The 23,553-nt window shown below is 61.7% G+C and carries 25 protein-coding genes; 13 read left to right on the plus strand and 12 right to left on the minus strand.

Features of this window, described 5'->3' with window-relative positions; all coding sequences use genetic code 11:
• Positions 1 to 16: 16 nt before the first annotated feature.
• A complete protein-coding gene (locus tag M0H32_RS08890; protein ID WP_248153218.1) occupies positions 17 to 697 on the minus strand; it encodes a hypothetical protein in 681 nt (226 codons plus the stop codon).
• A 208-nt stretch (positions 698 to 905) separates the two neighbouring features.
• Between M0H32_RS08890 and M0H32_RS08895 the strand changes: the two genes are divergently transcribed.
• The 4 genes from M0H32_RS08895 to M0H32_RS08910 are packed head-to-tail and all read left to right on the plus strand — an operon-like array spanning position 906 to position 2,739.
• Positions 906 to 1,484 carry a YqaA family protein gene (locus tag M0H32_RS08895; protein ID WP_248153219.1) on the plus strand — a complete coding sequence of 193 codons (579 nt, stop codon included), beginning with the start codon at positions 906 to 908 and terminating at the stop codon, positions 1,482 to 1,484.
• Between the two features lie 14 nt (positions 1,485 to 1,498).
• Entirely contained in the window at positions 1,499 to 2,023 is a 525-nt protein-coding gene (locus tag M0H32_RS08900) for a disulfide bond formation protein B (RefSeq protein WP_248153220.1), read from the plus strand.
• Entirely contained in the window at positions 2,020 to 2,274 is a 255-nt protein-coding gene (locus M0H32_RS08905) for a hypothetical protein (RefSeq protein WP_248153222.1), read from the plus strand. The genes M0H32_RS08900 and M0H32_RS08905 overlap by 4 nt, the downstream gene beginning before the upstream one ends.
• Before the next feature lie 30 nt (positions 2,275 to 2,304).
• Positions 2,305 to 2,739 carry a metallopeptidase family protein gene (locus tag M0H32_RS08910; protein ID WP_248153223.1) on the plus strand — a complete coding sequence of 145 codons (435 nt, stop codon included), beginning with the start codon at positions 2,305 to 2,307 and terminating at the stop codon, positions 2,737 to 2,739.
• A gap of 38 nt (positions 2,740 to 2,777) precedes the next feature.
• Here M0H32_RS08910 and ppa read toward each other — a convergent pair whose 3' ends face one another.
• Positions 2,778 to 3,317, minus strand: a complete 540-nt coding sequence (gene ppa, locus M0H32_RS08915; RefSeq protein ID WP_248153225.1) for an inorganic diphosphatase — start codon at positions 3,315 to 3,317, stop codon at positions 2,778 to 2,780.
• A 134-nt stretch (positions 3,318 to 3,451) separates the two neighbouring features.
• Between ppa and M0H32_RS08920 the strand changes: the two genes are divergently transcribed.
• Positions 3,452 to 4,030: a hypothetical protein gene (locus M0H32_RS08920; protein WP_248153226.1), complete on the plus strand. Its 579-nt coding sequence runs from the start codon at positions 3,452 to 3,454 to the stop codon at positions 4,028 to 4,030.
• Positions 4,031 to 4,043: 13 nt separating this feature from the next.
• On the opposite strand, the gene M0H32_RS08925 is transcribed toward M0H32_RS08920, so the two are convergent.
• Complete coding sequence (locus M0H32_RS08925) at positions 4,044 to 4,580, minus strand: GNAT family N-acetyltransferase (RefSeq protein WP_248153227.1); 537 nt, start codon at positions 4,578 to 4,580, stop codon at positions 4,044 to 4,046.
• Positions 4,581 to 5,106: 526 nt separating this feature from the next.
• Here M0H32_RS08925 and M0H32_RS08930 point away from each other — a divergent pair.
• The gene (locus M0H32_RS08930) at positions 5,107 to 5,496 is read left to right on the plus strand and encodes a DUF2794 domain-containing protein (RefSeq protein ID WP_248153228.1); all 390 of its coding nucleotides are present in this window, start codon (positions 5,107 to 5,109) and stop codon (positions 5,494 to 5,496) included.
• A gap of 297 nt (positions 5,497 to 5,793) precedes the next feature.
• Here the strand turns inward: M0H32_RS08930 and M0H32_RS08935 are convergent, their stop codons facing one another.
• From M0H32_RS08935 to M0H32_RS08950, 4 genes are all read right to left on the minus strand, one after another.
• On the minus strand, positions 5,794 to 6,576 hold the full coding sequence (locus M0H32_RS08935; RefSeq protein ID WP_248153229.1) for a Bax inhibitor-1/YccA family protein: 783 nt from the start codon (positions 6,574 to 6,576) through the stop codon (positions 5,794 to 5,796).
• A gap of 171 nt (positions 6,577 to 6,747) precedes the next feature.
• Positions 6,748 to 7,521, minus strand: coding sequence for a hypothetical protein (locus tag M0H32_RS08940; protein WP_248153230.1), 774 nt, complete (start codon positions 7,519 to 7,521; stop codon positions 6,748 to 6,750).
• Between the two features lie 166 nt (positions 7,522 to 7,687).
• Positions 7,688 to 10,270: an ABC transporter permease gene (locus tag M0H32_RS08945; RefSeq protein WP_248153231.1), complete on the minus strand. Its 2,583-nt coding sequence runs from the start codon at positions 10,268 to 10,270 to the stop codon at positions 7,688 to 7,690.
• Complete coding sequence (locus M0H32_RS08950) at positions 10,267 to 10,971, minus strand: ABC transporter ATP-binding protein (RefSeq protein ID WP_248153232.1); 705 nt, start codon at positions 10,969 to 10,971, stop codon at positions 10,267 to 10,269. The genes M0H32_RS08945 and M0H32_RS08950 overlap by 4 nt, the downstream gene beginning before the upstream one ends.
• A gap of 124 nt (positions 10,972 to 11,095) precedes the next feature.
• On the opposite strand from M0H32_RS08950, the gene M0H32_RS08955 reads away from it, so the two are divergent.
• From M0H32_RS08955 to thpR, 3 genes are all read left to right on the plus strand, one after another.
• Complete coding sequence (locus M0H32_RS08955; protein WP_248153234.1) at positions 11,096 to 11,734, plus strand: arylesterase; 639 nt, start codon at positions 11,096 to 11,098, stop codon at positions 11,732 to 11,734.
• A gap of 329 nt (positions 11,735 to 12,063) precedes the next feature.
• Complete coding sequence (locus tag M0H32_RS08960; RefSeq protein WP_248153235.1) at positions 12,064 to 13,116, plus strand: NADP(H)-dependent aldo-keto reductase; 1,053 nt, start codon at positions 12,064 to 12,066, stop codon at positions 13,114 to 13,116.
• A gap of 203 nt (positions 13,117 to 13,319) precedes the next feature.
• Entirely contained in the window at positions 13,320 to 13,856 is a 537-nt protein-coding gene (gene thpR / locus M0H32_RS08965) for an RNA 2',3'-cyclic phosphodiesterase (RefSeq protein WP_248153236.1), read from the plus strand.
• A 4-nt stretch (positions 13,857 to 13,860) separates the two neighbouring features.
• Here thpR and M0H32_RS08970 read toward each other — a convergent pair whose 3' ends face one another.
• A complete protein-coding gene (locus M0H32_RS08970; protein WP_248153237.1) occupies positions 13,861 to 14,544 on the minus strand; it encodes a DUF922 domain-containing protein in 684 nt (227 codons plus the stop codon).
• A gap of 283 nt (positions 14,545 to 14,827) precedes the next feature.
• Between M0H32_RS08970 and M0H32_RS08975 the strand changes: the two genes are divergently transcribed.
• On the plus strand, positions 14,828 to 16,792 hold the full coding sequence (locus tag M0H32_RS08975) for a methyl-accepting chemotaxis protein (RefSeq protein ID WP_248153238.1): 1,965 nt from the start codon (positions 14,828 to 14,830) through the stop codon (positions 16,790 to 16,792).
• On the opposite strand, the gene M0H32_RS08980 is transcribed toward M0H32_RS08975, so the two are convergent.
• Complete coding sequence (locus M0H32_RS08980) at positions 16,789 to 17,967, minus strand: glycosyltransferase family 4 protein (RefSeq protein WP_248153239.1); 1,179 nt, start codon at positions 17,965 to 17,967, stop codon at positions 16,789 to 16,791. The genes M0H32_RS08975 and M0H32_RS08980 overlap by 4 nt on opposite strands.
• 83 nt (positions 17,968 to 18,050) lie before the next feature.
• Between M0H32_RS08980 and M0H32_RS08985 the strand changes: the two genes are divergently transcribed.
• Positions 18,051 to 18,824, plus strand: coding sequence for an alpha/beta hydrolase (locus M0H32_RS08985; RefSeq protein ID WP_248153241.1), 774 nt, complete (start codon positions 18,051 to 18,053; stop codon positions 18,822 to 18,824).
• 9 nt (positions 18,825 to 18,833) lie between these two features.
• On the opposite strand, the gene M0H32_RS08990 is transcribed toward M0H32_RS08985, so the two are convergent.
• Positions 18,834 to 19,475, minus strand: coding sequence for a DNA-3-methyladenine glycosylase family protein (locus M0H32_RS08990; protein ID WP_248153242.1), 642 nt, complete (start codon positions 19,473 to 19,475; stop codon positions 18,834 to 18,836).
• Positions 19,476 to 19,599: 124 nt separating this feature from the next.
• Here M0H32_RS08990 and gluQRS point away from each other — a divergent pair, with 124 nt between their 5' ends.
• Positions 19,600 to 20,484 carry a tRNA glutamyl-Q(34) synthetase GluQRS gene (gluQRS, locus tag M0H32_RS08995; protein WP_248153244.1) on the plus strand — a complete coding sequence of 295 codons (885 nt, stop codon included), beginning with the start codon at positions 19,600 to 19,602 and terminating at the stop codon, positions 20,482 to 20,484.
• Positions 20,485 to 20,500: 16 nt separating this feature from the next.
• On the opposite strand, the gene M0H32_RS09000 is transcribed toward gluQRS, so the two are convergent.
• Positions 20,501 to 21,475: an AEC family transporter gene (locus tag M0H32_RS09000; RefSeq protein ID WP_248153245.1), complete on the minus strand. Its 975-nt coding sequence runs from the start codon at positions 21,473 to 21,475 to the stop codon at positions 20,501 to 20,503.
• 190 nt (positions 21,476 to 21,665) lie between these two features.
• Between M0H32_RS09000 and M0H32_RS09005 the strand changes: the two genes are divergently transcribed.
• Positions 21,666 to 22,814 carry a hybrid sensor histidine kinase/response regulator gene (locus tag M0H32_RS09005; RefSeq protein ID WP_248153246.1) on the plus strand — a complete coding sequence of 383 codons (1,149 nt, stop codon included), beginning with the start codon at positions 21,666 to 21,668 and terminating at the stop codon, positions 22,812 to 22,814.
• A gap of 8 nt (positions 22,815 to 22,822) precedes the next feature.
• Here M0H32_RS09005 and M0H32_RS09010 read toward each other — a convergent pair whose 3' ends face one another.
• Positions 22,823 to 23,440 (minus strand): 2-hydroxychromene-2-carboxylate isomerase, encoded by a 618-nt coding sequence (locus M0H32_RS09010; protein WP_248153545.1) that lies wholly within the window; start codon positions 23,438 to 23,440, stop codon positions 22,823 to 22,825.
• Positions 23,441 to 23,553: the final 113 nt, after the last annotated feature.

The raw sequence follows: 23,553 nt of genomic DNA on the forward strand, positions 1-23,553 counted from the left end.
CGCGTGATGCGTCCGTCTATTTGAACGTCACCGTATCAAAAGCCAGCGAGGCGCTGGTCTCGAAAATGTCCTCCACCTTCTTGATCCTGCCCTGGCGCGGGTGGCCGACGGCGATGCCGATGATGCCGTCCCGCGTGTCCGGTCTTGCCAGGGCGACAAGGCGGACAAGCAGCTGGTCGCCGTCCGCATTCACAAAATTGCCGACAATCTCGGCCGCCGGCAGATCGCCGATCATAACCTTGCGTCGGACATTCAGCCGCGTGGTGTCGGGGTTGGTGCCGAGCTTCTTCAAGAGCTCAACGGCGAAATAGTCGCCGACCTCGAGCCGTTTTTGCGGATCGTCGGTTTTCAGAGTGAAGGTGACTATCTGGAGCGAGGAAAAAATGCGCTTTTCGGCGTCGTCGGTGGTGAAATAGATCTTGATCGGACCACCTCCGGAGGGCCTCGCCTGGGCAAGAATTTGCTGGGCCTCGCGGCGCGGTGCGGCGAGGGTGAAGGCGGCGGGCACGGGAACACCGTGCTTTTGGCCAAAATCCGCGTCGACCGTATAGATGGTCGAGAACTTGATGCCGCGGGCCTCGAACGGGGTCACCTTGATCGATCCTCCGGCCTCGATTTCCTGAGCGCGGGCTGCCTGGGGTGCTGCCGCGATCAGGGTCAGTGCCGTGACCGCAATTGCCAGACTGGTGGTGCTCATCTTTCCCTCCCGTTGTGTGCCCACGACAGGCGCAAGGAGGATGGTAACAGATGCTGCCGGAAAATCTGCCCTGGGGGAATGCGGGCCTGAGGTCGGGTGACCCGCCCCGGCCGGAGCTGGCGCGTTCTTGGCGCTCCCGTTCACTTTACCGGCATGTCGCCGAATTCCACGGATGACTTTTTGCGGCGCAGCGGCTATGGGATGCGCCATGTTGAGACGCCTCTACGACTGGACCCTGTCCCTTGCCGCCGGACCGCGCGCGCCTGCCGCGCTGGGCACCGTTTCCTTTGTCGAAAGCTCGGTCTTTCCGATCCCGCCCGACATTCTGCTGATCCCGATGGTGATCGCACGGCGTGACAAGGCCTGGTGGTATGCGTTTTTGTGCACGCTGACCTCTGTCGCCGGCGGCATTCTGGGCTATCTGATCGGCATGTTCCTGTTCGAGCAGGTGGCTGTGCCGATCCTGACCTTTTACGGCAAGATGGCGTTCGTCGAAGAGTTCAAGGCGATTTTTCACGAATATGGCTGGTGGTTTGTGTTCATCGCCGGCCTGACGCCGTTTCCCTATAAGGTGATCACCATTGCCTCGGGCGCGCTTGGTCTCAGTCTGCCGGTGTTCATCATGGCAAGTGTCATTTCGCGCGGCATTCGCTTCTGCGTGGTCTCCGGACTGCTCTACTTCTTCGGGCCGCCGATCAAGGATTTCATCGAGAAGCGGCTTGGTCTCATGTTCACCCTATTTGTGGTGTTGCTGGTCGGCGGTTTTGTTCTTTTGAAATATCTTTGAGAAGTGAGGATTTGATGTCTCCTGATCGCATGGCGAAGAGCGCAACGGGTCTGGCGCTGGTGGGTGGACTGGCGGTGATCGCAACCGCCTGGGGGTTCCAGCTGATCGGCGGTTACACGCCGTGTGAGCTGTGCCTGGAACAGCGGGTGCCGTATTATGTCGGCCTGCCGCTGACCGCGCTGGCGCTGATCCTCATGACAATGAGCCGAAGCGGACTGGCACTGCTTGTGCTTTTGGCCGTTGCGGCCGTCTTTGCCTATGGCTCGGGCCTTGGCGTCTATCAGGCCGGCGCCGAATGGGACTTCTGGCAGGGACCGACCGATTGCGGCGGCGGCGGCGGCGCACCGACCTCGGCGGCGAACATGCTGCAGGCCCTGCAATCGACTCGCCTGGTCAGCTGCACCGAAGCCAGCTGGCGCATGTTCGGCCTGTCCTTTGCCGGCTGGAACGCCGTTGCCTCCGCCGGGCTGGCCGGTTTGGCGCTGATCGCCGCGCTCCAGTTGAAACAGGGCAACAAACAGGTCACTGTCGAAGCATGAGCAAACCGGACCATCCCAAGGAGAAGCAGCGGCAGGACGCCCTTCACGCGCTTAGCCGCGTGGAGGCGGAAAGCGAAACTGTTGTCGGTTCCACTTTCGTGCGCATGGCCGACCGGGCCAAGAACCACATGGCCGCTGCCGACAAGGATGAAGACGACAAAATCGAGGTCTGGGGCACAAGGATCGGCCGTGGCCTTGGCGCTGTTTTCGCCGTTGGACTAGTGATTTACCTCGTCGTCACCTACCTGTAGGCTCAGGGTATCAAGCAAAAGGGAAACAGGATGGCATCCGTCCGGCCGGTCAGCCACAGCGGCTGGTCCGATCGCAAAGCACCGGATCTGGAAGATTTCGAAGCCATGGCCAGTGAGGTCCTGGCCGGTCTTCCGGACGACCTGCTGCTGCGCTGCGGCCATCTGCAGATCAGCCTGGCCGATTATGCGCCGGACGATGTCCTGGACGCGCTCGGCATCGAGGATCCGCACGATCTGCTGGGCCTGTTCGAGGGCGAAGGCCTGACGGAAGGCGAGGATGTTCGCATGACCGGGCAGATGCCGAACCGGATCTGGCTGTTCCGCAGGCCGATCCTGGATTACTGGGCGGCCATGGACGAGACCCTGGGCGACGTGGTCGCCCATGTGCTGATCCATGAGATCGGCCATCACTTCGGCCTGTCGGATCACGACATGGAACGCATTGAGGCCGCGGCCGACAGATAGCGGCCACGGCCTCAATCAGGAACTTTCAAGAGAAGCGCTTACTCGGCGGCTTCTTTCTGCGCGCGGACGATCGATTCCGAGATCAGCCGCTTGGCGGCGTCAACACCCTCGACACCGGTGATCTTGACCCATTTGCCCGGTTCCAGATCCTTGTAGTGTTCAAAGAAGTGCTTCACCTGGGCAATGGTGATATCCGGGATGTCGGTGATGTCGTTGATGTTGTCGTAGCGCTTGCTCAACTTGTGCGAGGGCACCGCGATGATTTTCTCATCCTGGCCGGATTCGTCTTCCATCAGGAGAACGCCGATCGGACGGCAACTCATGATCGCACCCGGCACGATCGGCCGCTGGTTGACCACGATGACGTCGATCGGGTCGCCGTCGCCGCACAGCGTGTGCGGCACGAAACCGTAGTTGCCCGGGTAGCGCATCGGGGTATAGAGGAAGCGGTCGACATACATCGCGCCGGCGTCCTTATCCATTTCGTATTTGATCGGCTCGCCGCCGACAGACACCTCGATGATGACGTTGATGTCTTCCGGCGGGTTCTTGCCAATCGGCACTGCGTCGATACGCATCTGAAAAACTCCTGTTGCTCGTTGCAGCGTCTATCGCAATCCCGACCGGGAAGTTCAAGCCCTTAATTATTGCGTTGCACCTAATTGATTAACGTGGCTTCTTTGCACGGGTGCCGGCAAAGGGAGAGACAGGCATGAATTGGTTCGCAAAGGCTCTGACGTTTCTTTCCAGCGCGGGCTTGGCAGTTCTGCCATGTGCCACGAGCGCGGCCGCTGCCGGGATCGACAGCGCCTACACCAAGATCCAGCTGCAGAATTGCACCCAGGTCGAAACGGCGTCCGATGAGGGCACCTTTGCCGGTGCCTGGCAATGCCCTGGCTACAAGGACCAGGTGGTTTATGTTGCCGAGGGCGACCTGCGCATGTTCATCTCCTTCGGCCCTTTCGCGGCGGACGAGCCAGCGGCCAGCCAAACCCTGCCGAATTTCAACACGGTCAACGAGACGCTTGAATGGCGTCTCAGGGGCGGCGTGCCCTTTGCCACGATCCTGCGCTGGTTTCCGAGCCTGGATGACGGCGCGCGCACCGGCAGCATCCTGATTGTGACCCAGCTGCAGCCGGGTGGCGGCACCTGCCAGATCGCCCGGGTGGATGCCCAGGCCAACAGCAACGCCAATGTTCTGGCCCGTCAGGCCGCCGACACCATGGCGGGCAATTTCGACTGTTCCCAGCCGGCGCAGATCCTTGGCAATCCAGGCGCTTTGCAATGGTGACGGGTCGCGTCGTCTAGGAGCCTGGTCCCGGCCAGGCATAGATCGACAATTCCAGCCGGCGTCCACCAAGACGGTACCAGGATTTCGCGGCCAGCCGGCCGCCGACGGCCTTGTAGAAGGCGCGGGCGGGCTCGTTGTCGCTCAGGACCTGCACGGCGAGGCCGGGCATGTTCCGGTTGCGAAGGGTCTCGCGGACATGGTCGAACAGGGCGCGGCCAAAGCCGAGTCCCTGATATTCCGGCTTCAGATAGAGCTCGTAGATCTCGCCTTCCATGCCGGTGCCGCGCAGTCGGCAGGGGCCGTAGGTGGCGTAGCCGGCAGGGATATTGGCGATGCTGAGGATCTTGATGTCGACGCCGCGCGCCAAGGCGCCCTGCCACCAGCTGCTGCCGCGCCGGCTGATCATTTTCTGAAGGTCGACACCGTGCAATACACCTCGATAGGCACCGAGCCAGGCTTCGCTGTGAATGCCGGCTAGGGCGTCGCAATCCGCGGATCTTGCCGCGCGCAGGTCGATCAGGTCCGTAGTCATCCTTGAAAAAGGATACATCAAGTCCCCGGTTGGGGAAGAGGCAATCGCGGCTGCACAGATGAAAAATGACGTTTCGTCTATAAGGGCCTGCGAGAAATACAGAGGCGCATACAACCGCAAATGAAAAGGGCCGGCGTGGTGCCGGCCCTTCAGTTGCCCTGATGTTTGACTCACTAAATCTGGCCGACCTGGTGACGCCCCGGGGGGCTGGGGGGCTAATGCATTCCGAAGCATCATCGGGTCGTACCCATCAGGGTATGATCTTAATATGGGTGCCCAAAATGGCTGGCCAAGGGCTGGAATGCGGCAAAATCAAGGAAATTTGGTCATTGTTTCGGGGCAAAGTGCCGTTACGTACATTTTTTGCGTTTTTCGCCGTTCGTTCATGCGCAAAATTGCCGGGTCGCGGGGGACCTCTGTGCCAATCTCGGCCTGTGGGCTTGCCATCTGCCCCAAAGACAACGCAAGATGAAAGGGAGGTGACAGGCATCGCCAGCTCCGATTCCCTCACCTCCTGCGAAACCGCAAACGGAATGGAGGCGGAATGAGCGAAGCCGATGAGAGCGCGTTTCAGCGCGGCGCGGGCACGGGCCCGGCGCCGCAGCACCAACCGGCTCCCCCTTCCAAACCTGTCGTTGCCTTCAACCGGCGTGAACTCGATACCATCCTGCGGCTTTATGGCCGCATGGTCGCCGACGGCGAGTGGCGCGACTATGCCATCGATCTCCTGAGGGACCGGGCGGTGTTTTCCGTGTTCCGGCGTTCCTCCGAAATGCCGCTTTACCGGATTGAAAAGGATCCGAAACTGGGCAGGCGCCAGGGCGCCTATTCGGTGGTCGCCGCAGGCGGCATGATCCTGAAGCGCGGTCATGATCTCGCACAGGTGTTGCGGGTCCTGGAAAAAAAGAAGCACCTGCGCCTCGTCGAGGTGTGAGAGACTAGGCAGTTGCCCGCAAAGAGAAGGTGGCGTTCGGCGACGCGACCCGCCAGGCCGCGGGCTCTATTGTGTTTCCCTAAACAAACCTATCTCTCGTCATCCCGGACGACGCGAAGCGGAGATCCGGGACCGGAGAGCCGGGGTCTGTCTGAAAAACTCCAAATCGAGAAGCCATTGGTGCCCCGGTCCCAGCTCGCGCTGCGCCTGGCCGGGATGACCGCGGATGGGTTTTCGATATCCGGCGAAAAAAAAGCCCGGCAGAGCCGGGCTTTTCGAGTGTTCTGAGAACTGCGCTTAGTCGCGGTTGCCGAACAGCTGCAGCAGCATCAGGAACATGTTGATGAAGTCGAGATAGAGGCGCAGGGCGCCCATCACGGACTTCTTGGTGGCGACTTCGCTGCTGTCGCCTTCATAGTACATTTCCTTGATCTGCTGAGTGTCGTAGGCGGTCAGGCCGGCAAACACCAGGACGCCGATCACGGAGATCGCGAACTGCAGGGCGGAAGACGCCATGAAGATGTTCACGATCGAAGCGATAATAATGCCGATCAGGCCCATGAACAGGAACGAACCCCAACCGGACAGGTCTTTCTTGGTGGTGTAGCCGAAGAGGCTCAGCGCACCGAAGGAAGCCGCCGTGATGAAGAACACCCGAGCAATCGATCCGCCGGTATAGACCAGGAAGATCGAGGACAGGGAGATGCCCATGACGGCCGAATAGACCAGGAACATGGTCCGTGCGGAGCCGGCGCTCATGGACTGGATGCGGAAGGACAGCCACATCACCATTCCGAGCGGTCCGAGCATCACAACCCATTTCAGCGGGCTGCCATAGAGCGTGACACCGAGCTGGGTCAGCATCTGACCGTTGCCGAGGCTTGCGGCAGCCGCGTTCGGATCGGTGGTTGTTGCCAGCATGGCGGTTGCCAGTGCCAGGAAACCGGTCAGCGCGAGGCCGATGGTCATGTAGTTGTAGACGCCCAGCATATAAGAGCGAAGGCCCTGATCAATGCCGGCCTCGGCGCGTGTGCCGGCGGCCTGATAGACGCCTTGAGATTGACGGTCAAAGGTCGACATGGTCGTGGTAATCCCCTTCTTGAACCACATATTGCAGGTGACATCACTTGCAACACAATTCCCTCAACATATGGGAAAATACGGTCCCAAGCTCAAGATGCGAAACCTGAAAATTTCGTAATCTTGCGGCCTGGAGCCGTATTTTATGCCAACAAGCTTAAGAGAGCACGCTTATTTCATCGCTTTCAGGCGGGATTCGATCTGGCGATCGCAGGTGCCGCCCGGGTTACGCACGATCTCCTCGGATGCGAAATCCAGGATTTCCGTGTCCTTGTCGCGCATCTGCTCGACCGTCACGCCCGGCTTGAACCATTGCAGGACAGCGTAGTCGCCGCCGGCATCGGTCAGGAAGGCAAGCGGCTTGCCGTCTTCCGTGATGCCCATGCGGCCGACGCGGACTTCCTCGATGGCAACCTTGCGTGCCTCGCCGTCGATCGTCAGGCGCGACTTCTGCACATTCAGCTTCTTCAGCTTGGAACCGGACGTGCCGGTCCAGTTGCCGTAGAAGCGCTTGCCTTTTTTCTCGACCGAGAGGCAGGAATTCTCGAAATTCGGGATCGACAGGCGCTCGGCGGTGATCTCGATCGGGTCCTCGCCCTTCGGCGCCAGCGTGTATTTCATCGAATTGTCGCCGGTGCGATAGACCCGGATGCCGACCGGCGTGTAGCCGCTGTCGTTGATCGTGCGGGTGAAGAAGTCGAACTGGTTGGCGTCGTTGGTGCCGGCCCGGCGATAGAGCCAGCGCTTCGGAAGACCGTCCTCGAAGACCAGCCAGTCGCTGACCACCAGGCCGCGGGTGCCTTCCGGCGTGTTCAGTTGCCAGACGCCGGTATGAAACGGGCTTTCGGCGGTCGCGGCTGGCGCAAACGACACAATGGCCGCCGCGGCAACGACCGCAGCTTTTGCAAAGTTCTTCAACCGAGAACCTTGGGTGAAATCGAACATGAACTAAGCCCCTTTAACAATCTTGTCCGGACCCAAACCGGATAGCCAAGATTAATTCAGTATGCAAGTTGCGCGGGGCTGAAGTTTGACGGAAACTGCTTGCGCCAGATGAATTTTCCCTGACAGGCCCTGTCGATATGACATCGCCCGCCAGGAATACATCCTGTCAGAGGTTTCGTAATACCGGCGCTGGTTTTTCGCCCAGGATGCGCCAGGTGCCGATCAGGCCGAAGCCGACCGTCAGAACCAGGGCGACCAGTGCGGCGCCGGCGGCCGTTACCGGCATCAGCACAAAGCTGCCGTCCATGATCTGGGTGACGACGTACCAGGCCGCGAGACCGCCCGCGACCAGCGCGAACAGGGCGGTGGTCAGACCCAGGATGGCGTATTCCAGACCATAGGCCAGGATAAGGCGGGTGCGGGTCGCGCCCAGGGTTTTCAGGATGACGGCGTCATAGATCCGGCTGCGGTGCCCGGCGGCAAGCGCGCCGGCAAGCACCAGCACGCTGGCGATCAGCGTGATCGAGCTGGCTCCCCGGATCGCCCAGGCAAGCTGAGCCACAAGGTCGTTGACCTGGGAAATGGCGTCTTTCACCCGGATGGCGGTCACCGTCGGGTAGGAATTTGAGACGGTCTTCAGGAGCGCCAGCTCGGACTCCGCCGGTACGTCCTCCGCCCAGCCGAGCGTCATCAGGTGGGCATGGGGCGCGCCCGCAAAGGTGTTGGGCGAAAACACCATGACGAAATTGATGGCCAGCGACTGCCATTCGACATCGCGCAGATTGGCGATTTCCGCCGTGATTTCCCGGCCGAGCACATTGACCGTGATTTCGTCGCCGATTGTCAGGCCCAGATCCGTCGCCGCTTCCGCGTCAAAGGAGACCAGCGGCACACCGGCATAATCCTGCGGCCACCAGTCCCCCTCCACCAGCTTGGAATTCTTCGGCAGGCTGGCGTCATAGGTGATGCCGCGGTCGCCGCGCAGGACCCAGCCGGAGCCTTCCTGCGCAGGTACAAAATCTTCCGAAGCGATGCCGTTCAGGCTGACAATCCGGCCGCGCAGCATCGGCACGCTTTGCAACTCGGCATCGGCCGCTTCGGCCTTGAGCAGGGCTTCGAAGGCGTCGCGCTCGTGGCTCTGGATATCGACAAAGAAGAAGCTCGGGGCCTTGTCTGCGATGGTTGCGGTCAGCTCGCGGCGCAGATTGCCGTCGATCAGGGCGAGCGCGACCAGCAGGGACAGGCCGAGACCGAGCGACAGCACCACGGAAGGCGTGAGCGCTCCCGGGCGGTGGATGTTGGCGATCGCAAGCCTGAGTTCCGTGGAACGCACCGTGGGCAGGCGCCGGGCGACCGCCATGATCAGGCGGGCCACCAGCACCAGTAGCACAAATGCGCCGGCCGAGGCGGCGATGTAGATGCCGGCCATGCGTGTGTCATGGGCAAGCGTCACCGCAATCGCAGCGAGAACGGCAACGGTCACCGCGGTGGCGGCCAGATAGCGTTTGCGCGGCAGTTTGGTGCCGCCGGTGACGATGTCGCGGAAGAGCGCCGTCGGCGGCACGTCATGAGCCCGGCCGAGAGGCCAGAGCGCGAAGGCGAGCGCGGTCAGGAGGCCGTAGACGAGGCCGAGGGCGAGTTCGCCCGGATAGATGCTGGCGGCCAGTTTCACAGGCAGAACACCGGCAAGCGCCGCGGCGGCGGCAAACGGGATCAGCGCGCCGACGGCAAGGCCTATGGCGATACCGATCAGGGCCAGGATCAGCATCTGCACCAGATAGACCTGGAAGACAAAGCCCCCGGTAGCGCCCATGCATTTGAAACTGGCAATGACCTCGCGCTTGGTTTCCAGATAGGCGCGGATGGCATTAGCCACGCCAACACCGCCGACGACGAGGGCGGTCAGGCCAACCAGGGTCAGAAACTGGGCAAAGCGGTCGATGCTGCGTTGCAGGCCCGGAGAGGCATTGGCGCGCGAGCGCACACGCCAGCCGGCATCCGGCTGGGCGCCGCGGGCGTCTTCGACCACGCCTTCAAGGCGCTCGAGTGACGGCGCCGGATCCATTCGGACCCGGTAATGCCAGCGCACCAGGCTGCCGGGCTGAACGAGATCGGTCGAGGGCAGGGCGGCATCGGAGATCATCAGCCGCGGACCGAATTCCATGCCGCCGGCCAGCTTGTCCGGTTCTACGGCGATCGTGTCGGCAATCCTGACGGTGCCGCGGCCGAGCGACACCGTGTCGCCAACGGCAAGATCCAGTCTTGCCAGCAACGCTGGGTCGGCCACCGCGCCCCAGAGCCCGTGCTTTTGAGCCAGGGCGTCCTCAAGGGACATGCCGCTCGTCAGATCGACCGTGCCGTAAAGCGGGTAGGCGCCATCGACGGCTTTGAGCTCGACCAGCGCCTGGTCACCTGCTTCCGGAAGGCGGGCCATGGCGCGCATGGTGGCAACGCGGGAAACGGAGCCGAGGTCCTGAAGATAGGTGAGCTCATCTTCGTCGGCCTCCCGGTGGATCAGCCGGAACGACAGGTCACCGCCGAGAATGGCCTGTCCTTCCCGCGAAATGCCTTCCGTCAGTGCGCGCGACACGGACGTGACGCCGGCAATGGCGGCAACGCCGAGGGCGATACAGGCAATGAAGATATAAAAGCCCCTGAGACCGCCGCGCAGTTCCCTGAGGGCAAAGCGGGCGGCAAGTCGGAAGGTCTGCTGGCCCGCTCGGCCGGTTCCTGCCACGAAACCGCTCATGCCGAGACGCCCGTTCGATCGGCCACGGCTTCCTCGATTTCGCCGGACCGGACGCGGATCATGCGCGCGCAGCGGGCCGCCAGGCCCGGATCGTGGGTGACCAGCACCAGCGTCGTCTTGCGGGCCTTCTGGGCGGCAAACATCAGTTCGACGATCTGCGCGCCGGTGTCGTCGTCGAGATTGCCGGTCGGCTCGTCCGCGATCAGGATTTCCGGTTCGACCACCAGCGCGCGGGCAACGGCGACTCGCTGCTGTTCGCCGCCCGAAAGCTGTGCCGGGTAATGGGACAGGCGATGACCGAGCCCGACGGCCTCAAGCTCGGCCCGGGCCTTGTCGAAGGCGGCAGGATCGCCGGCGAGTTCAAGGGGCACGGCGACATTTTCCAGAGCCGTCATGTTGGGAACGAGATGGAAGGACTGGAAAATGATGCCGACATTGCGGCCTCGAAACTGCGCCAGCTGGTCTTCCGACAGGGGGCCGAGTTCGGAACCGGCCACAATGACCGCGCCAGCGTCGGCGCGCTCCAGGCCGGCCATGACCATCAAAAGCGTCGACTTGCCGGATCCGGAGGGGCCGACAAGACCAACAGAGGTGCCTTTTTCGATCTCCAGGTCGATCCCTTTTAGGATATGCACCCGGCCGGCGCCCTCGCCGAGGGTCAGGTGGACATCTTTGAGGGTGATGGCAGGTGACTTTGTCATCATATGACCTTTACAACGGGCGCATGATCGTCTTCCTGAAGAGATGCATGCCCTCGACTTTGGAACGCTCTGCGACCATATGGGCCTGATGTGACGCGTCTTCCAGTCCTGAAAGAGAGTTCCCGTGAACCGGTTTCTTGCCTGCCTCGCCTTGTTGTTCATTGGCTTTACCAGTGTCCCGGCCCGGTCCGAGACGCTGAAGCTCGTGGTGCTGGGGGACAGTCTGGTGGCCGGTTACCAGTTGCCCGCGGGCGACGGATTCCCGGAAAAGCTGCAAGCTGCGCTGACCGAAAAGGGGCATTCGGTCGAGGTCGTCAATGCGGGCGTTTCGGGCGACACCTCCACCGGCGGCCTGTCTCGGCTGGACTGGTCGGTCGGGCCGGACACGGACGCGGTGATCGTGGAGCTGGGCGCCAATGACGCACTCCGGGGCCTGTCGCCGGAGGGGACCCGCCAGAATATCGAGGAGATCACACGCCGGCTGCGCGACCGTGGCATCGAGGTTCTGCTCGCCGGCATGCTGGCGCCACGTAATCTAGGGCCCGATTATGCGGAAGCCTTCGATCCCATCTACGCGGATGTCGCCAAGGCGCATGATGCCCTGCTTTATCCCTTCTTTCTCGACGGCGTTGCCCTGGATCCCGATCTCAATCTGGCCGACGGCATGCATCCGAACTCCCAAGGGGTCGAGGTCATCGTCGAAAAAATCCTGCCGGAAGTCGAAGCGCTTCTGGCCAGAGTTCAATCAAGCAACGATTCCTAGAGTTTGTGGACAATTAGGATTTGGTCTTGGTTTGAATGCAAATGGCTCAAGTTCAAGAAGCAAAAGTGCAGGAAGGGCCAGCCCTTTCAAGCCTTTGCGACGCCGAGATGAGCCATTTGCATCAAGTCCTCCATTCCCGATATCTGGGGGGGACGCAGCGGATTTCGGTTTCGTGTGCGTCGGAAAGTTCTTGTGGTGGGCAGCACCACTGCGAACTTTCCTTCTGCTCGAAGACCGAAATCCGACAAGCGCCAAGACCGAAACCTAATTGTCCACAGACCCTAGAGACCGCTCCGGTTTTCTTCGTTTTAACCCAGAAGGATTGCCTTATGGAACAGCGCCGACTTGGCCGTACGGATATTGAAGTGAGCGCCCTTTGCCTCGGAACCATGACCTTTGGCGAGCAAAATTCGGAAGCCGAAGGCCATGCCCAGATGGACTACGCGCTGGAGAAGGGCATCAATTTCTTTGACGCGGCCGAACTCTACCCGATCCCGCCGAAAAAGGAGACGCAGGGACGGACCGAACGCATCATCGGGTCCTGGTTCAAGACCACCGGCAACCGCGACAAGGTCGTCATGGCAACGAAAGTTGTCGGCCGGACCGACATGGACTGGTTCCGCGAGAACGGTGAAAAGGGTCAGCTGACCCGGGCCCAGATCGAGTTTGCGGTCGACCGGAGCCTGAAAAACCTGCAGACAGATTATATCGACCTCTACCAGATCCACTGGCCGGACCGGAACGTTTCCGGCTTCGGTTCCAATCCGACCCGCTGGGTGGATGTGGACCAGGCCGAAGAGGAAAACAGCATCCAGTCGACCCTGGAAGTGCTTGGTGACCTGGTGAAATCGGGCAAGGTGCGCCATATCGGCGTTTCCAACGAAAGCGCCTGGGGCACCATGCGCTACGTCACCGCGTCAGAACTTTACGACGTACCGCGGGTGGTCTCGATCCAGAACGCCTATTCCCTGGTCAACCGGACCTTCGAGACCGGTCTGGCCGAGGTTGCCCGGCGCGAGGATGTCGGGCTGCTCGCTTATTCCGCGCTCGCCCAGGGGTATCTCACCGGCAAATACCGGGACGGAGCGCTGCCGGCTGGGGCCCGCAAGACCCTGTTCAACCGGCTGCAGCGCTACGAGCATCCGCGCACCATCGAAGCCGTCAATGCCTATCTGGACCTGGCCAAAGACGCTGGGCTGGATCCCGCGCAAATGGCGCTTGCCTTCGCGATGTCGCGGTCCTTCGTGACGTCCGTCATCCTGGGCGCCACCAGGATGGAGCAGCTGGAGACGGATATTGCCGCCGCCGACTTGACCCTGAGCAGCGATGTCCTTGAAAAGATCGACGCCCTGCATCAGGAATTCGGCAATCCGGCGCCGTGACCGAAAGCCAACGGGCTGACCGGTAACGGTTTTCAACAGAATCAAATCATATGCGAATGCCGGGTCTGCGATGAACAGGTCCGGCATTTGCGTCTGGTTTGTGCGGATTTTTAATGGCGGGTCAAAAACTTAGTTTTTTGTCTTGCGCTTTTCATGAAGTTGATTCCTCATGGGTTTTATCAGCGACAGCGGAGGGAACACCCATGCCGCGCCTATTTACAGGCCTTGAGATTCCGTCAGAGACGGGCCTCATGCTTTCAATGCTCCGGGGAGGCCTTCGGGGCGCCCGCTGGATCGATCCGGAAAACTATCACCTGACCCTGCGTTTCATCGGCGACATCGATGACCGCACCGCCGACGAGGTCGTGGCCGCGCTCGACCGGATCCGCCGGGACCCGATCGAGATCCGGCTGACCGGCCTTGGCTCCTTCGGCAACGGCAAGCCGCATGCGGTCTGGGCCCGGGTCGAGCCGAGCCCGCAGCTGGCGGAGCTGCAGGCCGAGCAGGAGCGCATCCTGCAGCGCCTGCATCTGCCTGCCGAGCGGCGTAAATACATCCCCCATGTCACGGTTGCGCGCTGCAAGACCTCGACCAACGAGGATGTCGCCAAGTGGTTGAGCGAGCGCGGCAATTTCCAGGCGCCGCCATTTATTGCCGGGAGGTTTGTGCTGTTTTCGGCCAAGGCCAGCGTCGGCGGCGGTCCTTACCTCGTGGAAGAAGCCTACCCACTGGCAGCCTGAGCGGTCACTCCGCGACGAAGAACAGCAAGCGGCCGTTTCGCGCGGCCCCCTGACCGAGCGGGATGCGCCGGGACAGCCTGGCGCGCTCGCTCTCCCGCTGACGCCGGGCGAGCTCGAAGAAGCGATGATATTTCAGCCTGTTGATCTCGCGTCGGTCAAAGGCGAGATGGCGTTCCTTGCAGGCCTTTTTCTCCTCGTTCAGGATCATGCGGATCTGCCGGCCTATGCCGCCGCAATATCTGGGGCGCAGTTTCAGGACCGCCCACTCCATGCGCTTGGCGCAGCCCAGATAGATTTTCCGATGAACCAGTTCATGCCGTCTGGTGAAGCCGCGCAGGCTGCGCCATGCACTTAAGGTTCGCCGGTCGAACGCCTGCCGGTTCCGGGCCTTGGGCAGGGTCATGGTGAAATCGATCGAGAGCCGAAAGTCCGTCACGCGGCAATGGTCTTTGCGTTGATCGGTCTTGAAGGTGTGGGTGTAGCGCGGCCTGATATTGGCGATTGCCGGGCCGTAGTCGCCGCGAAACGGCCTGCGGCGCATGAAGGCGGCCACGGCCATGGCCGATGTGCCGCTGACGAGGTAGCTTTTTTCCTTGAGGTCCGAGCGTATTTCAGCGCGTGCATGGTCCCCCGATCCGAGGATCGGGACCAGCATGACGATGAGGAACGTCATCCGGCGCGAAAACATCGGTGCCTGTCTTTTTCTGCGACTGAGACGGACAAGGTAACACATTGCACCGGATTTGCTCCAGTCGATTGAAGTACAAGTGTAATTTTGTTTTCCGACTAAAGAAAAACGCAACCTCTTCTCGTAAAAAGTGCATTTGCCCCTAGAAATAATCTCTGATTTAGTAAGATTTCCGTCCCTGGCTTCAGGTGTCGTAAAGGAATCTTAATCGCTTTTCGCTCTTCTGGGCGCACTGTGCAGCCCGGCAAACGGGCAAACCAAACAAAAGCAATCGAGTTGCCCCATGAAGCTTCTTTCAGACCTGCCCATCGCAATCCGTGTCGGCGCGTTATCAGCCATCGCTATTATCGCTATCGGTGTCCTCGTCGGAACGTCGTTCTACAGTCAGAACATCGTATCAACGGAAACCGATAACTTGGCCGAGTATTCCCAGATGGACTATTACGTGTCCCAGGTTCAGGCCCATGCGCAGAATATGCGCCGAAGCCAGAAAGACTTCATGCTGGAAAAGGACCCGGCATTTGTCGAGGAATACCGCGGCGAATTCGAGAAAGCACATGCCAACGTCGACAATGTCGATGCCAAGCCTCAATCGGCCCCCATCAAGGAAAACCTATCCAAGTTGCGCGAGATCCTTGAAGCGCACCGAGTCGAATTTGATAAACTGGTCAAAGCAATGACCGAAATGGGACTTGACGAGAACAGTGGGCTGGAAGGCGAGTTGCGTGCGGCAGTCCGCAATGTCGAAGAAAAGCTGAAGGCGGCGAGCCTCGACGCTCTTACGGTCAAGATGCTGATGATGCGCAGGCATGAGAAGGACTTCATGCTCCGGGGTGCCGAGAAATATGTTGGCCGTATCGACGAAAGGCGTGCGGAGTTCGCCGAACTATTGCCTGCAAGCGGGTTGTCGGACAGTGAACAGAAGGAAATCAGCGAGCTGCTCGATGTCTATCAGGCTGCCTTCAAGGTCTATGCTGCGAAAGCGCAGGAAATTGAACGCGAGCTCGTCACGCTCACGGAAATCTTCCAGCAGGTCAGCCCAGAATGGTCGGCGGTTTCCGAGGCAGCCTACCAGGGCAAGGAGGCTGCAGCGGCAGCGCTGGAGAGGGCACGTGTATCGTCCCAACGAACATTCCTGACGGTGTCTGCAATCGCCCTGATGCTCTCAATTGGGCTCGCCTGGCTGATCGGGCGCAGTATCACCGGTCCGATCAAGTCGCTGACCGGAACGATGGAAACGCTTGCGGACGGATCCCTCGATGTCGACGTCCGCTTTACCGACCGCAAGAGCGAGATCGGCAGCATGGCCCGTGCGGTGGAGGTCTTCAAGACCAACGCGATCCGGACACGGGAGCTGGAAGCGGAGCAACGCGAGCAGTCAGAAAGAGCAGAAGCAGAGAAGAAACGCGCCATGATGGAACTGGCCGACAGTTTCGAGAACTCCGTCGGCAGGATCGTCGAGGCAGTGAGCACGTCCTCGGCGAAGCTGGAAGAGAATGCCGGCAGCATGAGCACGACTGCCGAACAGACCCAGCAGCAGTCCTCCACGGTGGCGGCTGCGGCGGAACAGGCCTCCGCGAATGTTCAGACCGTGGCCTCCGCGGCCGAGGAGCTGTCCTCGACCGTGACCGAGATCTCCCGTCAGGTCCAGCAGTCGTCGCAGGTTGCCGAATCCGCGTCCTCCGAAGCTCAGCGAACGAACGATCAGGTTCAGGGCCTCGCGGAAGCCGCCTCACGTATCGGCGATGTGATCAAGCTCATTTCCGATATTGCCGAACAGACCAACCTGCTTGCGCTGAATGCGACCATCGAGGCGGCACGGGCCGGCGAGGCTGGCAGAGGCTTTGCCGTGGTTGCCGCCGAAGTGAAGGAACTGGCCAGCCAGACGACAAAGGCAACCGAGGAGATCTCACAGCAGATCTCCGGCATTCAGTCCGCAACGCAGGATGCCGTCTCCGCCATTGATGGCATCACCAAGACGATTTTCGAAATCAACGAAATCGCTTCGGGGATTGCGTCTTCTGTCGAGGAGCAGGGAGCGGCCACCGCGGAAATCGCCCGCAACGTACAGGAAGCTTCCACCGGCACGCAGGATGTCACCCACAACATTGCCGGCGTCAGCCAGGCGGCGACCGAGACCGGCCGCGCTGCGGAAGAGTTGCAGGCTGCCTCCGGAGCCCTCACGGGCAATGCCCAGGAACTGCGGCGGGAAGTCGACAATTTCCTGATGCGGGTCCGCAACGGCTAGGCCGTTGCGAGCAAACCCTCATAGACCTCGAGCGTCTTTGCGCACATGGTCTCGACGGAAAAATTCTGACGGACATGGGCCAGCGCCCTGTCCGTCATTTGTTTTTTCCACTCGGGGGCTTGCTGCAAGGCCTGCCGGATGGCGGTGGCCAGCGCGGCGGCATCGCCCGGCGGCACGCGCCAGCCGGTGCGATCCTCTTCGCCGACCTGGGGTGGGGCCAGCACGGTTTCCGGAACCGCGCCGAGATCGGAGACGATCACCGGAACGGAGGCTGCCTGGGCTTCAACGGCGGCCCGGCCGAAGGCTTCCGGCTCCGTCGAAGCGACAACGGCGAGGTCGGCCAGCGCCATGGCCGCCGGCACGTCGGCGCAATGGCCGACCAGGCGGACGCGGTCCTGAAGGTCGTGCTCCGCGATAAGATTTTTCAGTTCAGCCACATATCCGTCACGACCCTGGGCATCGCCCGCCAGGATTGCCAGCGGTTTGCCGAGTTCGGCGTCCATCAGATGCGCCATTGCCTCGATCAGAACCTTCTGGCCTTTCCAGGCGGTCAGGCGCGCCATGTTGACGATAACCGGATGGCCGGAGGGAATGCCCCATTGGTCCTTTAAGGCTTGCCGGCGCAGGGCGCTGACATTGGCCGGGTCCAGCCCCTTCAGATCGGAGCCGCGCTGGATCACGGCGATCCGGTCTTTTGCAAAGGGGTGCCGGTCGGCCACAAGGCCGGCAATGAAATGGGAATTGGCGATCACCGCATCGCCCCTGGCCATCACCGAGTTGTACCAGGCCTTCAGCGCGTTGTTCTGGTTATAGGTGCCGTGATAGGTGGTCACGAAAGGCGTGTTGGTGCGCCGCGCAGCCCAGAGGGACGACCAGGCAGGGGCCCGGCTCCTGGCGTGGATGACGTTGACGTCGCGCGTGCGGATCAGCTCGGCGAGCCGGCCGGCATTCTTCCAGAGGGTCAGCGGGTTCTTCGACTTGACGGGCATCACGATGTGTTCGGCGCCCGACGCGGTCAGGTCCGATACCATCTGGCCGCCCTGGCTGACCACGAGCGCGGTGCCGCCGGCCGCGACAATTGCCTTTGCCACATCCAGGGTTGTGCGTTCCGCGCCGCCGGAATTAAGGTCCGGGATCACCTGGAGGATCGTGGTCTGTGAGGGCAGCGGCGGCACGTGGGGTCTCCGGAAAACTTTTCAAGACAGAACGTCTGTGTCAAAGGCTTAGCTGAAAATCTGATCAGTAAGAGAGCCATAATATGGGGACGCCGGAACCGCAATTCATCAGCATCGGAAAAAACGCGGAAGCCCGCCGGATCGCGGTGCAGAAGCAAGCCGGTGATGCGCCGTGTGTGCTGTGGCTGTCGGGGTTCAAATCCGACATGAACGGCACCAAAGCAGCGGCCCTGGCGGAATTTGGTTTGGAACAGGGCCATGAAGTCGTGCGGTTCGACTATTCCGGTCATGGCCTCTCTGGTGGCGATTTCGAAAACGCCTGCGTCTCGGATTGGCTGGAAGAGGCCGCGGCTGTCTTTGATACCTTCTGTTCCGCTGAGACCGTTCTGGTCGGGTCTTCCATGGGTGGCTGGCTGGCCCTGCTGCTGGCCTTGAGCCGGAAGAGCACGAACAAGATCAAGGGCCTGGTCCTGATCGCTCCGGCGGTGGATTTCACCGAAGAGCTGATGTGGAAGCAGCGGTTTACCGACGAGATCCGGAGCGCAATCCTTGAAAACGGGCGCTGGGAGCAGCCCTCGGCCTATTCCGACGATCCGTATGTGATCACGCGCAAGCTGATCGAGGACGGGCGCAACCATCTCCTGTTCGGCAATCCGCTCCATCTGGGCTGCCAGGTGACCATCCTGCAGGGCGCCGAGGATCCGGATGTGCCGGCAATCCATGCCCAAAGGCTGGTCGAGGCGCTGCCGCGGGACGACGTCACCTTCACCCTCGTGCCCGACGGCGACCACCGCCTGTCGCGGCCTCAGGACATCGACCTGCTGCTGCGGGCGGTCGCAGACATGGTGGACCGGTAAGCGAAGCGCTTAAACCGGCATCGTTTCCTTGCCCTGTTTCTTGACCCGGTACCAGGCCCAGAACAGGCGGGCCGCGACCGCGCGGTGCGGTGCCCAGATTTCGGCAAGCGCGTCGAGCTCCTTCGGGGCGGGCTTTTCCGCAAGCCCGAGCGCGTCGCGGACGGCGATCTGCAGGGCGAGGTCGCCGCTCGGAAAAATATCCGGATGGCCGGCACAGAACAGCAGGAAGATATCGGCTGTCCAGCGGCCGATTCCCTTGACGCGGCAGAGCCGCGCATGGGCTTCCTCCGCCGGCGCGCTCGCCAGATGCGCAAGATCAAGACCGTCTGCGCAGGCGGCGGAAACTGCGCGCAAGGTGCGGATCTTGGGACGGGAGAGGCCAACGCCGGCCAGGTCCTCGTCGGAAAAAAGGTCCAGCTGGTCCGCGCTCAACGGCGAGACCAGGGCCTGCAGCCGCGCGAAAATCGCGGCGGCACTGGCAACCGAAACCTGTTGTCCGGTAATGATCTGGGCAAGACCTTCGAAATCCGCGGCACGGCGGCGCAACGGCACCGGACCGGCTATGGCTGCAATCTCTGCAAGACGGCCGTCCAAAGCAATCAGTCGGGCAAGACCGTCTTGAATGTCCTCATCTGTTACGATCGGTGTCATGGTGTTGGTCCGCAGAGTTTGCGAAAAGGCCCCCTTGCACGGAGAAGCCGGAATGATAGGTAGGGTCAGGTCCCAAGGACCTGAATGATCCAAACGACCGCGTCAACCCGGCACAGCCTCTTTCATGACCAAACCCGTTTTCCGCTTTGCGCCTTCCCCCAATGGCCATCTGCATCTCGGACATGCGCTCTCCGCGCTTTTGAACGCCCGGGCCGCCGTTGCCCTGAGCGGCCGGTTTCTTGTGCGGGTGGAGGATATCGACCAGACGCGTTGCACACCGGAACTTGAACAGGAGATGTTTGAGGATCTCGCCTGGCTCGGCCTGCCGCTCGATGAACCTGTGTTGCGGCAGTCGGAAAGTTTTCCCCGGTACAGGGACGCGCTGGAGCGGCTGCAGGACATGGGGCTTGTCTATCCGGCCTATCTGACCCGGGCGGAGATCAAGGCCTTTGTCGCCGCGTTTGAAACAGGCGGCAAAGCCTGGCCGCGCGATCCCGATGGCGCGCCGCTCTATCCAGGGGATGCTGCTGTTCTTTCTGCTCAGGAGATTACGGCGCGGTCCGGTAGCGACGCGCCCTTCGCCTTGCGCCTCGACATGGTCAAGGCCCTGGAGCGGATCGGCGGGCCGCTGTGCTGGCAGGAAGCGGGCGCGGAAGGCGAGGCATTGTTCGCGCCGCCGGTTGCTGTTGTCGCCGATCCGGCGGCCTGGGGCGATGTTGTGCTGGCGCGCAAGGACACGCCGACGAGCTATCACCTGTCTGTGGTGGTGGACGATGCCCGCCAGAATATCACCGATGTGCTGAGAGGCCGGGACCTCTATCATGCTACCGGTGTCCACCGGCTCCTGCAGGAGTTGCTTGGTCTTCCCGAGCCTGTTTACCGCCATCACCGGCTGATTCTTGGCGAAGACGGCCGCAAGCTGTCGAAGTCGAACAGGGACACCAGCATCCGCGCCCTGCGCGCGGCCGGTATGAGCCACGCGGAGCTGCGCAAGCGCATCGGGCTTTGAAGGCTGGATCCAGGCGTCAGCGCAGGCTCAGGCCGAACCACAGGTCCAGGAACCAGATCCAGAGGCTGGTGGTCATGATCGCGATCAGGGTCGTTGTCGTGATCGCGTTGGCGGACATGGCGTGGCCGGTGCCGTAGCGGTTGGCGAAGATATAGGCGTTGACCCCGGTCGGGCAGCTGGCCGTCAGGGTGGCAACGGCGGTCCAGAGCGGCGGCAACTGGAACACAAAGGCACCTGCGACAAAGACGGTGGCCGGCATCAGCAAAATCTTGATCACGCTGAGCAGGAGACCAGGCACGACATTGCCGCGCATGCCGTATTGCACCAGGCTCATGCCGAGCGACAGAAGAGCAAGCGGCAGCGCCGTCGCGGCGATGCGGTTGAGGACATCCGTGCCGATCTCCGGAAGATCAAGCCCGGTCATGCGCCATAGGAAGGCGATGATGATGGTGATGACAAGCGGATTCTTGAAAACACTGCGCAGCGCGCCGAAGGCCATCTGCATCAAGGGCGGCGTGGGCGTGCCGTTGTCGACCGCGGCCGCCCGTTCCATGATGACAGCCATCCCGACAGTCATGACGGCGAGATGGATCGAAATGATCAGGAGCACCGGCACAAGGCCTTCATCGCCATAGACCGCCGAGCTCAGCGGCAGGCCGACCATGATCGTGTTGGCAAAGGCGGCGGAAATGCCGCCGATGGCACCGGCCCGGGCGTCCCGGCCGAAGCCCTTGCGGATGACCAGCATGCCGAGGGTGAAGGCAACACCGACGCCGAGAAAATAGGTTGCCCAGAGCGCAACCGGCAAACCGGTGGACAGGTCTGCCCCGATCAGGGTGCGGAACACCAGGATCGGAATAGCGACCACATAGACGAACTGGCCGAGTGCCTCACTGGCGCTTTCCTTGAGCACGTGAAATTTCGCGAGCGCGTAGCCGATGCCGATGAGCACAAATACCGGGGCAACGATGGTGAAGGTTTGTCCAAGCATGAAGCGTCAGCCTTTGGCCGTATTTCGAAGGGTCTGAAACGGAACGGGGTGGGTGTCAGGGACAACCGGAGCGCGACCGGATAGACACAAGCCGGTCATCGGGGTAAGCACGGTATTGGTCAACTTGGCTTTTTGGCGCCCGCCTGGCAAGTCCTGTTGATGGTCAACGGACGTGAAGGACCCGGGCTGCATGGCGGATCAGGACGAGGACAGTGTCAAACTCGCGCTGCTGGCCCATGACCTGAGAACGCCGCTTGCGGCCATGCGGCTGACCGCCGAACTCATCGGCACGGGTCCGCTGAATGCCACCCAGACGGAGCAGCTTTCGATCCTGATCCGGTCCATCGACGCCTTGACGCAGATGACCGGCGATCTCGTCGCCGAAGCCGGTCCCGGAAAGGTGACGGAAGGTGCGCCTTGCCGGGTTGATGGAATTGTCCGGGAGGTTACCGACCTGTTTCAGGTCGCCGCCAACGCCAAAGGATTGTCTCTCGACGTTTCGGTCGAAACCGCCGCCCAAGACCTCTGGACCTCCAGGACAGCTTCGCTGCGGCGGGTCGTGACAACCCTTCTGGACAACGCGGTCAAATACACGAGCGAAGGCGGCATCAAGGTTGCTTTGACGGCACAGCGGGTGGAGGACGGCAAGGACTCTGCCCAGGTCATGGTGCGGCTGTCCGTGACCGACAGCGGGCCCGGCATCGACCCGGAGGAAGGAGCGCGTCTTTTCCGGCCCTTTGTTCGTGGACGCCATGGACGCGAGACAGGCGCCGGCAGCGGTCTTGGGCTCTGGGGTACGGAACTGATGATGCAGGACATGCAGGGGCGCCTCTATCTGGAACGGCCTGAGGAGGGCGGCAGCCGGTTCATCGTCGAATTCCCGGCCGGAACGGATGGCGAGCACCTGCCGGTGGAAGCCAATGTGTTGCCCGGACCGACTGAGACCAAGGGTCTTGCACCGATGCATGCGCTTGTGGTCGATGACAACGAAACCAATTGCCGGCTGCTGTCGGCTCTTCTGGAATCATTTGGCATTACGACGGATGTCGCCCGCTCGGGGGAACAGGCGATCGACCTGGTCCGGCAGCGTGGCTATGACGCCGCCCTTCTGGATCTGCACATGCCTGACATGAGCGGCGTTGAAACCGCTGAACGGTTGCGGGCCCTGCGCGGAGAAACCGAACTGCCCCTGATTGCGGTCACGGCCGCGCTTGAGGCGGTCGGTGACCATCAGCTTCGGGATGCCGGCTTTCAGGACATGCTGACCAAGCCGCTGTCGCCTGCCGCGCTCTATGACGCCATGGACCTGGCGCGCCGGTTGAAGCAACCTGGTCTATAGGGAGTCTCTCAGGAGGCCTCCTTGGCGGCGGCTTCCAGCGCGGCTTCCAGCCGGTCATCGCCCCAGAACAGATCACCCGTTTCAACGACAAAGCTCGGCGCGCCGAAAATGCCACGATTTTCCGCGTCGCAGACCGCCGCGCGCAGGCCGATCTTGGTTTCCCGCGTCTGTGCGGCATCAAGCATGTCCTTCGCCGGTGCCCCGGTTTCCAGGAGGAGATCGGCCATCAGGCCTTCGTCGGAGATGTCCAATCCCTGTCCGAATTCGGCGACAAAGACCGCCCGGGTGAAAGCGCCGATCCAGGGCTGGTTGCGACCGGCATGGGCAATGCGGGCCGCCAGCAGGCTTTGCTGCGGGAACGGCACAGGCAGCGTGAACGGCAGTCCGTAGGCCTCGCACAGCCGCTCTAGGTCGCGCCGCATATAGCTGCCCTTGCTCGGGTACAGATTGAACGGCGAGGTCGGCCAGCCGAGTTTCTTGAAAATCGGCCCGAGCAAAAACGGCCGCCAGACGATCTCGAGCTGGCAGTCGCGCGCCAGGGTCTCGATCCGCATGGCAGAGAGGTAGCTGTAAGTGGAGGCGAACTCGTACCAGAACTCGAGCCTTGGAAGCGCCTGCCGGGGCAATGACAGGATATTCGTGCCTGAAGGCAGCGGGGGCCGCGGATATTTAGGCACCTTCCGATACTCCGAGATTCCAGGGTCCGGGCCAAGGCGCGGACCCGCGACCCGGCGGCCCC

Source organism: Roseibium sediminicola, from assembly GCF_023156505.1.
Taxonomy (GTDB): domain Bacteria; phylum Pseudomonadota; class Alphaproteobacteria; order Rhizobiales; family Stappiaceae; genus Roseibium; species Roseibium sediminicola.